The following is a 12241-nucleotide window of genomic DNA, read 5'->3' on the forward strand; positions in this document are numbered from 1 at the left end:
GGTCTCCTTTATTTAATATAGTCCTATATTAAATATCCACTAGGGATTATTAATAATCTCCAGTGGATTTACTTATTTATTAAAATTTTATTTCTTTTACTAAGTCATATAGACATTTAGTATCAGTTTCTGTAGTGATATTGTTTCTAAAATCATCATTTAATAATTCTTTAGCAATAGTGCTTAATACCTTAAGATGATTTTCTGCTCCGTCCTCTGGAATTGTTAGAGCAAAGGCTGTTGTTATTCCTTGTCCATCTAGAGAATCCCATTCTATTTTATTTTTAAACTTTATTAAAAATACTCCTGGTGCAATAACTGTTTTATTTTTGCTATGAGGTATAGCTATTCCATCATTAAATCCTGTTGTTGCTTCTTTTTCTCTTTCATGTAACCCATTATAAAAAGCTTCTTCATCTTTTACATATCCATGTTTTTTAGCTATTGAAGCAATAAACCTAAATGCTTCATCTTGTGTAGTTGAATTTTCATCGACATATATATGATTTTGCGCAAATAACTCTTTATCTGAATTTATATTTCTTTCAATAATTTCTTTTGTATCAACTTCTATTTCTTCTATCTCTTCTATTTCTTCATCTTCAACTGGCTTTCTCCAGAAACCAATAATTAATGCTGTTACTAAAATACCTGCTGATATACTTAAAATCCAAGTTATAAATGGAATTGGTTGTTCTATATATCCAATTATTGCTCCTAAAGGTGATCCAATTCCACCATAGAACTTAACTCCGAATATTGAAACAAGTCCACCAGCTAATGCTGATCCTGCAACTGATGCAGTAATCATTTGAACTGGATTAGAAGCTGCAAATGGAATAGCTCCTTCAGTAACACCAACCATTCCCATACCAAAGGCTGAACTTGCTGATATTTTTTCATCCTTAGTAAATTTATTCTTAAACAATACTGATGCTAACCAAATTCCTAATGGTGCAACTGAAATTGCTGCTTGTGATGCTGTTTGTGGCACAAAATTTGCATTTGCTATACCAAACTTAGCAACTGTATCTGTATAAACTGCTGTACCAAATATAAGTGCTGTTTTATTTACAGGACCACCAAAGTCAAATCCAATCATTGCTCCAATTATTGCTCCAATTATAAATGGAGCCCCAGCAAATGTTTCATTTAATGTAGTTAATCCACTATATAATCCATCCATTAAATTGGCTATTGGATTTCCAATTAAATAAGTTACTATAATCATAATTATTAATGTAGCTATTAATGGAATTATCATTATTGCTAATAATGGTTGTAGTACCTTAGGCCATTTAATTTTCTTTAATCCTTTTACTAAATAACCAACAATAAATGCAACTAAAATTGCTCCTAAGAAACCTCCACCTGTTTGAGTTCCTAAATATGTTGCATCATTAACTAAATATGCTCCAATCATAGCTGGTGCAATTGCAGGTTTGTCTGCTATAGAATTAGCAACAAATGCTGCAAATAATGGTATCATTAATTTAAATCCAATTTGTCCAACTTCAAAAAGCTTGGACATGAAGAATCCAATTTGAGTTGATTTATCAAATCCCCAATTTACTATTTGACCAAGTTCATTTTCTTGGAATGCAAATATATTTGCAATTGCAAGTAATATACCTGATGCAATAACCATTGGTGTCATATATGATATTCCACTCATTATATGCTTAACAAAACTACTTTCTGTTTTTCCTAATGTAACTTTACCTACTTTAGTTCCCTTAGCTCCAAAAACTGTTGCTTCTTTATATGCTCTATCAATTAAACCCTCTGGATTTTTAATTGCATCTATTGACTTTACTGATAAAAGTCTTTTTCCTGAGAATCTCATTAAATCAATATTTATATCTGCTGCTATGATTACTAAATCAGCTTCTTCTATATCTTTTTCAGTTAATACATTTTCTGCTCCAATTGATCCTTGAGTTTCGACTTTTAAATTATACCCCTTTTTCTTTCCAGCTTTAATTAAGCTTTCTGCTGCCATATATGTATGTGCAATACCTGCTGCACATGCTGTAACTGCTATAATTTTTCTATTCATAAATCATTACCTCCTCATCACAATTCCAATTATGCCATCACTAAAGTCTTATGTAAACCTTTTGAACTCCTTTAGTGTAAGTTTTCTTTTTTTATTTTTTTAATGAAAATATTTTCATATTTCTATTATTTTTTCATTATCTTTTAAGCAAAACATAATAATATTTTCATATATAAACATTTTCTATCATAAACTATAACCATTTCTATAGCTATTCAAAATAGATAAGACTCTATTTTATTATAATCTAAATTGCCTATGTTCTGAGTCATCATAATTTCATAATTAACTTTTTTATCTGTTATTTCAAAATATATTCTAGTTTTATATTTTAAATAATAAAAAGCTTTTATTATTATTTGTTAACTATGCTATAATATTTTTAAGTTTTTTATATTAGGGGGTGTTTTTTAATGAAGGGTTATAATACGTTCAACCTTAAATCAGTTTGCTCTTTGCAAGGACTACAAAAGTCAGCTATGCTTTGTTTAGAGCTTAAACTGTTTAATTAGCTGAAAGCTTTATACTTTTTAAGTTCTGTAACACATAGTTTTATTGTATTCTTTGCCTTAATTCTTTACTAAAAAATTAAGGAGTAAGAAAAATGAAATATGCAAAAGCAAATGATGTGTTACCAGATGAAATAATTGAATTAATACAAAAATATGTAGATGGAAAATATCTTTATATCCCTAAAAAGAGTGCTACGCATAAATCTTGGGGAGAAGAAAGTGGCATAAAAGCCTCATTAAAAATTAGAAATGATGAAATTTATGAAAAATATCTTAAAGGTTATAGTATTCATGAATTATGTGAAGAATACTTTTTATCTGAAAAAAGTATAAGAAGAATAATTTATCTGCAAAAAAATTGCTCATAATTATTGCAGAATCATTTAATAGCTTGAATATATCTTATAACCACTATATTCTTATCTTGTAAAACATAAAATAAGTTTGATAAGTGAGGAAAAGTAATGGAAACTTTTATTAAAAATCATGAATTTAATTATATAAAAAGGTGTATGAAGGATTTAAGTAATTCTTTGGTATCCTGCGTAGATAAAGATATTATTCAAGCTAATAAATTATATATAAATCAAAAAATCTTAGATAACTTTTCAAATTTATCTAAGGACCAAAAAGATCTACTTGATGTAACAAATATAAAAGAACAATATCAAATTAATTTTTATTTAGAAAAATTACTAAATTACGTATATGAATCACCTAATATAACAAATGCACAAATCAATAGGTTATTTAAAAAAGAAAAGAAATTTAAATTACCTAGTGAAGATATTTTCAATATCAAAAATACTTACTTAGGATGGATTGATAATCAAATAAGAAAGTTATTTATTGTTTATAATTTAAATGGAAATCTTGTTGGTATGGCTTGTAGGATATCTAATCCAGAACCTAAAAGTTCTCATAGATGCGTACTTTGTAATCATATTGGCAAAGAAAATGAAGTGGCATTTGTTTCACCAATATGTAAACAATCATCTAAAGATGCTTATAAATCTATAGGATTTGATATCTGTTTAAACAGTAAAGATTGTAACGAAAGAATAGTTTCTATTGATAAGCTTGAAGATCTTTTAAAAACTGTTAATAATATAAAATAAATGGATATCTCAAAATAATTTTAAAATTATTTTGAGGCATCCTCCTTTGTATTTTATTGGAAACATAAAAATTTATAAGTAACTTTTTTATTTCGATTCCCATTTACAAATTCTATTTTGTAAAATATCTATTATCTTAAACATGGTTATTCCTAAAAGGCTTATTAAGATAATTCCAGCATACATACCTTCATAGTCTACCTTAATCCAAGAATTCATAATATAATATCCAATTCCATACTTAGTAGCATAGTTTTCAGCAAAAAATAACGCTGCTATACTTGAACCTAATGCTATTCTAAGAGATGTAAATAATCTTGGCAAAGTTGCTGGAATATATATGTGCTTTATCATTTGAGCTTTTGATAATTTTAAAGACTTTGCTGATAATATTAACTCTTTTGAAATTTCTTTAGCACCATCTCTAACTGATATTATTATTTGAAAAATAGCAATGGCTATTATAAGTACTATTTTTGAAGTATTACCAAGTCCAAAAAGAATCATAAACACTGGTAAAAACGCTATTCTAGGCACTGGAAAAAATAAATATACTATTGGACTAATTAAATTGTCTATTTTATTATTTATTCCAATTAATAATCCTATTAAATATCCCAAAGTTATAGTTATTGTTAAAGCTATAAGCAATCTAAATAAACTTGCTACAAGATGAGTGGACATAACTTTAAATCCTACTTGAAATAGCTTTTTTATTACATCAATTGGGTTAGGAACAACAAATGAATTTAATATTATGTGAAGTAAATACCAAAATACTAATACTACTGATATAGCATAGATATATTTATATGCCTTTTTAAATCTTGTCATAAGTCCCATCTCCAAGCCTTTCTAAAATAGTTCTTATTTCATTACACTTATCAAAGAAATTATAACTTTTCCTTGCTTCTCCTTGCCCATAGTATGGATTATTAATAATTTCTTTTATTTCTCCATCTATCATAATAGCTATTTTTTTACCTAGTATTACAGCCTCTTCTATATTATGAGTAACTATAATATATGACATGTTATATTCCTTTTGTATTTTACATAATAAATTTTGAAAATTTTCTTTATTAATTGAATCTAGTGCTGATGATGGTTCATCCATTAATAATAATTCTGAATTTAAAACTAATGCTCTTGCAACTGCTGCCCTTTGTTTTTCTCCACCACTAACTTCAGAAGGATATTTATCTAAAATATGTTCTATATTTAATTCTTTAACTATCTTTTTTGTATATTTTTCTATATCCTCTTTAGATGCATTTCTTATTAAAAGACCTAATTGTATATTTTCTTTAATTGTCTTCCAAGGAAAAAGACCATTACTTTGTAATATGAGACTAGTATCCTTAAATTTATTTAAAATATTTCCTGATTTATTATTCTTTAAATCTGCAATAGATAATAAAAGCGTACTTTTCCCACATCCTGATGGACCTACTATTGAAAGTGTTTCACCTTTAGCTAAAGAAAAAGAGATGTTTTTTAAAATATCTCTTTTCTCATAACTAACATATAAATTATTTATTTCTAACATTACTTAGATACATAATCCTTTGTTACTATATCATTGTAATCTAAGTTTAATTCACTTCCTTGTAATTTTTCAGTCCAATCTTCAATTTCTTTTATGTAAGTTTCATCTGGTACTCTTGTTTTATGATATGTTGGTAATACAATTAAATCTTTTATTTGTGGGTTTAACTCTAATTTTGAAATTAAAATATCCTTTGCTTCATTTGGATTATTTACTATATCTTCAATAGCTCTGTTATAGGCATTATGAAATCCCTTAACAGTATTAGGATTATTCTTTATAAATTCATCTGTAAATATAATTGAATTTGGAGTGTAATCATCTGGATCTCCATATACTCTCTTTTCTAATCCCTTAAGCTCTGCATTTGAAGCTAAAGGTTCTGGTAAAACTGCCATATCTATCTTATTTTCCATTAAAGCTTGCATTCTTAAAGGCATTTCATTAATAAATACTTTTTCTACATTATAATCAGTTAAATATTGATCTGCTAAAAAGTTTATTACACTAACTTCCATTAATCCAACTTTAACATCTTTTTTCTCTTTAAAATCCTTTGATAATACAATTGGGAACATTCCATCAGTAGTTGTAGTTATCTTAGCTTGTAATCCACCTTTAACATTATTTAGAAATTGAATCATACTAAGCATTGCAGCATCAAGCTCACCTGCTTGAATTGAGCTTTGCTTTGTAGCTCCATTTGTAAATATTTCTAATTCTAGATTTACACCTTCTTCTTCAAAGTATCCCTTTTCTTGTGCTAATAAAATTGGTGCTGAGTCAGCTGCAGACATTACTCCTAATCTAATTGTATTATTTTCTTCTACTTTTACTTTATTAGAAGTACATCCTATTAATGAAATTGTCATAACTAGTGACATCACTACTAATAATAAGCTTTTCTTAATATTCTTCATAATGTTTCTCCTTTAGTATAAATTTATTTTTTCTGCTCTATAACATTTATAGCCTATTGGCTTAGTTATATCTGTATCTTTAATTTTTATTTCAAAAACTACTTTATCATTTGCTATTTCTACTATAGTTATTTGATTTTTCATTCTATTACTCTTCATATCATCAATTGGATTACCAAATATATCTTTAGTTATACCACCAAAGCATATTAATCTATTATTATTTTCAAGAACTCTCACTGCCCCTAAATATGCACAGTAAAGTTCGTTACCTCTTTCCTTACCATATTGCCATACTTGCTTAACTGTCATTTTTTCTTCATCTATTTCATATTCAACTGCACGACTATAATTATTGTGTGCTAAAACAGCATCCTCTAATTTATAGCTTCTAAAGTTACCATTATCGAATATAACAAGATTTCTATTATAAGTTAATGAAGGAGTATGTTGAGCATAGCTAAACTCGAAATTATCACCTATTGGATTAAGTAAATACTTCTTAAGCTTATTATTCCATCCATAATGAGGAGCTAATATCCACTTTATTTCAGATGTATCCTTGTTAAACTTTACTACAGTACTTTGATTTCGAGATGATGCAATTATGCAATTACTTTCTTCATCATATACTAATGAATTTAAATGTAACCAATCCAATGGATGATTTACCGATATCTTATCAATTACTGTTTCTCTATTAAAATCTAGTATTTTTCTAAAATCCCATTCATTAATTACTTCTTTAGTTTTTCTATCTATCTCGACTAATAAATCTTGTTTAGTATTTTCTCTTTGAGTAATAGCTAAAAAGTTTCCATTTGTTAATTCTATAACATCATGATGTAAACCAAACCTTATAGGAAAGAAATTTTTTATTCTTCCAAGCATATCAATTTCTATAAATCCAGCTGCAGTATAAGCACCACAAATACCGCTTGATATTGGTGCATCTACTATTAAGTTTCCATTTTTAAGTTTCATAAACACATGACAGGATACCCCTGTGTATAGCCATCTTAATCTTGCTTTATTATCTATGATAGAATATAAATGCTCTATAGTTTTTACAGCTTCTGATTTTCCTAAAGACATTGCTATCATTCCATCATATATACCACTTTCATCACATTTAATTAACTCTATACTAGGATATTCTATAGATAATTTTGAGGTTTTTATATAATGAATAACTTCCTTTTTATTATTATCTTTATAATTGCATATAACTCTTATGCAATTTTCCTTATCCTCCATTAAACCTAATATAGGTATTTCATGTTCCTTTTTTAATTCTTTAAACTCTTTTTCAATATCATCTTCAATAAACATAGTTACTGAACACTCTTCTTTAGTTTTAAATTTCATTAAAGCTGATAATGGACAAGTTTCAAATGGATTCAATACTATAAAAGGATTTTCTTCTGTATAGTTACCTTCTAAATACTTACTCTCTATATTGTGCTCTATATCCTTTTGTTTTTTTAATAACTCTTCCATATGTTCACCTACTATACTCTAATTATTAGCGCTTAATATTATAACATGATTATATTTTCTAAAAAATAACTAAATATTATACACTTTTACTACAATTACTTTTACGTTTTATTAATTTACTAATTATTGGTTTATTTCTAATATATCACATAAACAATCTATAAAATTTTAGAGACAACACATAAAAGATATAAAACCATTTCTTTAGCACCTTGAAAAATACCCAAATAAGCATAGGAGCAGTTATTTTTAACCGCTCCTATGCTTATTAATTATTTATTTAAATTTACTAAACTAAAAAGAATAAACTATAATTAAAGTCAAAATTATCTGGGTCTGGTCCTACTCTTAAATCTTTATTTAAACTATCTATCTTAGCCATCTCATCATCACTTAGATTAAAATTAAATACATCTATATTTTCAACTAATCTTCTTTCATTTGTAGATTTAGGAATAGTTACTATTTGACTTTATAAATCCCAACGTAATACTACTTGTGCTGATGTTTTATTGTACTTATTAGCTATTTCCTTTAATGTTTCATTTTCTAATAATCCATTACCAGCCATTAAAGGTGACCATCATTCTTCCTAGGACTCCCATTAAAAGCAACTACCTTCATATATTACATCTCCCTTTTTTTGTTTTTTAGCTCAACCTATGTACTAATTATGTAAACACCTATATTACTTAACAAGTACGCACTTTTAAGTTAGATACCTTACCTAAAAGTAAGATTTATTATAATATCTTAGTCACATAAGAAAATAAATTATTACTATAATCAATATTCTTTATTTATATTAATAATTTTAGTATAATTTTTTATGTAAAAATATTTGAAAGTAGTTAATTTAATGATTTCTTTCAATAACAAAAAATATGTTTGTTTATTAGATTTTGCGATGGATTTTATACGTGGTAAATGGAAGGCTCTTATACTATGTAATTTATATAATGAACCCAAAAGATTTTTAGAACTTCAAAGAATGGTTGAAGGCATAAGCCAAAAGATTTTAAATCAAAATTTAAAAGAGCTGGAAACTGATGGATTAGTATATAAGGTATTATATGCTGAAATCCCCCCTAAAATTGAATATTATCTAACTGATAAAGGAAAAGAAATGACTAAACTTATCAAGGAGTTTGAAGCTTGGTCTGTTAAATATTACCCTGAGTTAAATGGTAGTTGCGAATATTCCTCTTCAAAGGATTCTAATTAAAATTTAAAAACGCCTATGTAATCATATTGTACATAGACGTTTTTCTTTTATTAAATTCTTATGAAATTCTATTTTTTATTAAATTTAAATATTAATATTTAAAATCTAAAAGCTTATTTTTTAATTGATCTTCAATATTTTTTAATTCTAATTCAGCTTCTCTACGCTTTTGACGTCCTTCTGTTTGTATATTAAGTATTTCGTCAAGAGTTGAAATTAATGACTCATTAGTAGTTCTAAGTGTATCAATATCAACAATTCCTCTTTCAGCTACTTTAGCAGTTTCTATAGTCGAAGTTTTCAATATTTCAGCATTTTTGCGTAAAAGTTCATTTGTCATATTTGTTACTTCATTTTGAACTTTTGCTGCATTAGTAGAATGAGCAACCCCAAGAGCTAATACTATTTGGCTTTTCCAAAGCGGAATAGTATTTACAATTGTTGATTGTATTTTTTCAGACATTAATGAATCATTATTTTGAATCAAACGAATTTGAGGTGCCATTTGTAGAGAAATCATTTTTGTTAATTCTAAATCATGAATTTTCTTTTCAAAGCGATTGCAAAGTGCAATAAAATCATTTACTTCTTGAGCATCCTGAGGCAGCCCACTTCTTTTTGCTTTTTCTTGTAGTTTAGGAAGTTCATCTTTTTCTAATATTTGAAGTTTCTTTTTTCCAGCTAAGATATACATAGAAAGTTCTTTAAAATACACTTTATTTATTTCATACATCTTATCTAGCATAGCAATATCTTTTAAAAGCTGTATTTGATGTTTTTCAAGGATGTTACACATTTTATTAATGTTATCCTCTACCTTATCATATTTTACTTTCATTTGATTAATCTTATCTTTGCCTTTTTTTAAAAACCCCAAAATACCTTTTTTCTCTTCTGACTCTTCAAAGTTCTTTAACTCAAGAACTACATTAGAAAGCATATCCCCAACTTCACCTAAATCTTTAGTTTTCACATTATTTAATGCTGTTTCTGAAAAATCAGATATTTTCTTTTGTGCCCCTACTCCATATTGTAAAATAGAATTTGAATTTTTTATTTCTATCTTCTCTACAAATTGATCTACCATCCTTTTTTCTTCTTCTGTCAATTGGATTTCATCAACCTTTTCTTCTTCTATTTTTTCTTCCTGTACTTTTACATCAAGAACTTCCTCTTGAAATGGTTCAAAGCTTAATTCTGGTTTTATATTAATAGGTTCTTTAAATTCATCGCTCATTTAAAATTCCTCCCTTTTACTTTAAACTTATTTTTTAAAATCTTCTTCTGTTAATCCTTCTTGTTTAAATAAAGTCTTAAGAACAGAAATATCTGTAGAAATATCTAAAACAATATCTTCAAATAAATCATCTAATAAATTTTCAAAAGCATTATTTATAATATCAATACTTTTTTCAATTTCAATTTTAGCATTTTTTATATTTTCTCCCTGAACTAATTGATTGCTTAAATCTTTATATGAATTAATAAGTTTTATTGTAATAGGAAGATAGTGATTTATAAATTTATTAACTTCTTGAAGCTTCTTAGGATTTTTCTCAATATAATCAAGTATTTGATTTGCAATATTTTGTAATTTATCTAACTTTATAGCTATTTCTTCTTTATAAAGTTCATTCCTTACTTTCTTTATTTGTTCAATATAGTTTCTTCCCATTTCAATTATAGATTTTATTTCTTCTCTTTCTGAATCACTTAAACCTTCATTTGCTTCTTCTTTTTTATTTAATTTTTCTTTATTACTTTCTTTAGCAATTTGTTGCTTTTTTAAATTTAGGTAGTCACTATAAACATCATCATTTAATATAAAATAAGTTTTTTCTTCATCAACATGTCCTTCTATAAACATACCTAAATCAATCATTTTATTTAAATCTTTAAGAACAAACTCTTCTTTTTCTTTAGCAAATCTAGCTAAATCTTTAATTAAACAATAACTATTATCTTCAACAAATCTTACATACTTTTTAAAACGCTTTAATCTGTTTCTTAAATTTATTCCTCTAAAAAACAAACCTAAGCTTAATACTAAAAATCCAAGTAAAACACCAAAAGTAGCAAAAGTACCTGGTATAATTCCATTAAAAAATAACATGAATATTAGGAATATAAATACCAAAACTCCAAAAACTACGCTTCCAATCAAGCCAAATATTGAATAAAGTATTCCCGATACACTTCCCGCTGGCCTTTTGCTAATATATTCCGATATATCATTTTTAGGCTTTTTATTTAAAAATCCATATTTATTTTCTACTTTTACATTATATTCCTTTAGCTTTGATTTAAATTCATTTAAAGTGTCCTCTGTTTTATTACTAATGTCCTTTTTCAAATTAACAAAATCTATAGCATCAAGTGCACTTTTTACTGTCGATACAATTTGATCTTCTAAATCAGAAAAATCTTTTCTACCCATGGTTCTTCCTCCAGATCATTTTCTTATATTCAATATAAATTATAAATTTAAATGTATATTATAATATATCTTTATTATAATATTTCAAATTAATTATATCTTATTATTAGGTCAATTACAATTTATAACAACTATACTCTATAAATAAAAAACTATCATCATATCTAGATAATAGTTCTCTTTCTTGATTGTAAACAGGGATAACTAGCTTATTAGTTACAAAATATTTAAATTATATTTTCTCAAATTAATAACTGTATTCTAAATACTTTATAGTTAGATAATATACAATACAAATTTACAATTTGAATATGAAATATATAGTAGCTTCAGAATACTATTATTTAGTTTAATTATAATAGCTTTAATTGCTGTTATTATCTATTACATTAGTAAAAAGAAAAAAGCAATTAAATAGTAGCCAGATCTTTATTAGTTAAGATACTCTATAGATTAAATTTATTCTTTGGCATTCTTACAAATAGAAAACATTATAAAGAAACACCTATATTAGAACATAAAATACTTTTATGGATGTTTCTTTAGTATTATTATTTTAAAGTGATAACTTAATTAGTTATGAATTGATGTACTTGCTACATAATAAAAATAACGGGACAGTAGTTAGTTTTGTGTAAAAACAAAACTAACTACTGTTTTTTTGTATGAACAGCTGGTGGTTTTGGAATAATATACTATATAAATTTAGGAGGAAAAATTATGACAAAGAATATTAATACCAACTTTGATTACAATGAGGAAGTAAAGAAATGTAAAACTATTGATGATGTTATGGGGAAAAATGGGCTTATTCAGAAGCTTGTTAAAGATGTTCTTGAAAATATATTAGAAGGAGAAATGGAAGAACATTTAGGTAGAAATAAATATGAAAGAAAAGAAACTCCAGATGAATTAAAAAAG

Annotated in this window: 12 protein-coding genes; 4 read left to right on the plus strand and 8 right to left on the minus strand. The window is 26.1% G+C overall.

What is annotated here, in order from left to right:
* Nucleotides 1-79 precede the first annotated feature (79 nt).
* Nucleotides 80-2059, minus strand: coding sequence for a fructose-specific PTS transporter subunit EIIC (locus CSBG_RS12570; protein ID WP_008680053.1), 1980 nt, complete (start codon nucleotides 2057-2059; stop codon nucleotides 80-82).
* Between the two features lie 604 nt (nucleotides 2060-2663).
* On the opposite strand from CSBG_RS12570, the gene CSBG_RS12575 reads away from it, so the two are divergent.
* Together CSBG_RS12575 and CSBG_RS12580 are read left to right on the plus strand one after the other, a co-directional pair.
* Nucleotides 2664-2939 (plus strand): CD3324 family protein, encoded by a 276-nt coding sequence (locus CSBG_RS12575; protein ID WP_008680055.1) that lies wholly within the window; start codon nucleotides 2664-2666, stop codon nucleotides 2937-2939.
* Between the two features lie 96 nt (nucleotides 2940-3035).
* Nucleotides 3036-3689 carry an elongation factor G-binding protein gene (locus CSBG_RS12580; protein ID WP_008680057.1) on the plus strand — a complete coding sequence of 218 codons (654 nt, stop codon included), beginning with the start codon at nucleotides 3036-3038 and terminating at the stop codon, nucleotides 3687-3689.
* Between the two features lie 87 nt (nucleotides 3690-3776).
* On the opposite strand, the gene CSBG_RS12585 is transcribed toward CSBG_RS12580, so the two are convergent.
* The 5 genes from CSBG_RS12585 to CSBG_RS19035 form a co-directional block, all read right to left on the minus strand.
* The gene (locus CSBG_RS12585; protein ID WP_008680059.1) at nucleotides 3777-4523 is read right to left on the minus strand and encodes an ABC transporter permease; all 747 of its coding nucleotides are present in this window, start codon (nucleotides 4521-4523) and stop codon (nucleotides 3777-3779) included.
* Entirely contained in the window at nucleotides 4510-5238 is a 729-nt protein-coding gene (locus tag CSBG_RS12590) for an ABC transporter ATP-binding protein (RefSeq protein WP_008680061.1), read from the minus strand. Before CSBG_RS12590 ends, CSBG_RS12585 begins: the two co-directional genes overlap by 14 nt.
* Nucleotides 5238-6158: an ABC transporter substrate-binding protein gene (locus CSBG_RS12595; RefSeq protein WP_008680063.1), complete on the minus strand. Its 921-nt coding sequence runs from the start codon at nucleotides 6156-6158 to the stop codon at nucleotides 5238-5240. Before CSBG_RS12595 ends, CSBG_RS12590 begins: the two co-directional genes overlap by 1 nt.
* A 12-nt stretch (nucleotides 6159-6170) precedes the next feature.
* Entirely contained in the window at nucleotides 6171-7658 is a 1488-nt protein-coding gene (locus CSBG_RS12600) for an aryl-sulfate sulfotransferase (RefSeq protein ID WP_008680065.1), read from the minus strand.
* Between the two features lie 289 nt (nucleotides 7659-7947).
* Complete coding sequence (locus CSBG_RS19035) at nucleotides 7948-8124, minus strand: aldo/keto reductase (protein WP_311315509.1); 177 nt, start codon at nucleotides 8122-8124, stop codon at nucleotides 7948-7950.
* 393 nt (nucleotides 8125-8517) lie between these two features.
* Here CSBG_RS19035 and CSBG_RS12605 point away from each other — a divergent pair, with 393 nt between their 5' ends.
* Nucleotides 8518-8883: a helix-turn-helix domain-containing protein gene (locus CSBG_RS12605; RefSeq protein ID WP_008680067.1), complete on the plus strand. Its 366-nt coding sequence runs from the start codon at nucleotides 8518-8520 to the stop codon at nucleotides 8881-8883.
* Nucleotides 8884-8974: 91 nt separating this feature from the next.
* Here the strand turns inward: CSBG_RS12605 and CSBG_RS12610 are convergent, their stop codons facing one another.
* Nucleotides 8975-10120 (minus strand): toxic anion resistance protein, encoded by a 1146-nt coding sequence (locus tag CSBG_RS12610; RefSeq protein WP_008680069.1) that lies wholly within the window; start codon nucleotides 10118-10120, stop codon nucleotides 8975-8977.
* Between the two features lie 27 nt (nucleotides 10121-10147).
* The gene (locus CSBG_RS12615; protein WP_008680070.1) at nucleotides 10148-11320 is read right to left on the minus strand and encodes a 5-bromo-4-chloroindolyl phosphate hydrolysis family protein; all 1173 of its coding nucleotides are present in this window, start codon (nucleotides 11318-11320) and stop codon (nucleotides 10148-10150) included.
* 720 nt (nucleotides 11321-12040) lie between these two features.
* Here CSBG_RS12615 and CSBG_RS12620 point away from each other — a divergent pair.
* On the plus strand, nucleotides 12041-12241 hold a 201-nt coding region (locus CSBG_RS12620; RefSeq protein WP_008680072.1), incomplete at its 3' end, for a transposase.

Origin of the sequence: Clostridium sp. 7_2_43FAA (assembly GCF_000158375.2) — a bacterium.
Lineage (GTDB): Bacteria > Bacillota > Clostridia > Clostridiales > Clostridiaceae > Clostridium > Clostridium tertium.

What these genes read in the sequence shown, in the direction of transcription:
- CSBG_RS12570 (WP_008680053.1), bottom strand. Translation starts at nt 2,059, where the DNA reads ATGAATAGAAAAATTATAGCAGTTACAGCATGTGCAGCAGGTATTGCA.
- CSBG_RS12575 (WP_008680055.1), top strand. Translation starts at nt 2,664, where the DNA reads ATGAAATATGCAAAAGCAAATGATGTGTTACCAGATGAAATAATTGAA.
- CSBG_RS12580 (WP_008680057.1), top strand. Translation starts at nt 3,036, where the DNA reads ATGGAAACTTTTATTAAAAATCATGAATTTAATTATATAAAAAGGTGT.
- CSBG_RS12585 (WP_008680059.1), bottom strand. Translation starts at nt 4,523, where the DNA reads ATGACAAGATTTAAAAAGGCATATAAATATATCTATGCTATATCAGTA.
- CSBG_RS12590 (WP_008680061.1), bottom strand. Translation starts at nt 5,238, where the DNA reads ATGTTAGAAATAAATAATTTATATGTTAGTTATGAGAAAAGAGATATT.
- CSBG_RS12595 (WP_008680063.1), bottom strand. Translation starts at nt 6,158, where the DNA reads ATGAAGAATATTAAGAAAAGCTTATTATTAGTAGTGATGTCACTAGTT.
- CSBG_RS12600 (WP_008680065.1), bottom strand. Translation starts at nt 7,658, where the DNA reads ATGGAAGAGTTATTAAAAAAACAAAAGGATATAGAGCACAATATAGAG.
- CSBG_RS12605 (WP_008680067.1), top strand. Translation starts at nt 8,518, where the DNA reads ATGATTTCTTTCAATAACAAAAAATATGTTTGTTTATTAGATTTTGCG.
- CSBG_RS12610 (WP_008680069.1), bottom strand. Translation starts at nt 10,120, where the DNA reads ATGAGCGATGAATTTAAAGAACCTATTAATATAAAACCAGAATTAAGC.
- CSBG_RS12615 (WP_008680070.1), bottom strand. Translation starts at nt 11,320, where the DNA reads ATGGGTAGAAAAGATTTTTCTGATTTAGAAGATCAAATTGTATCGACA.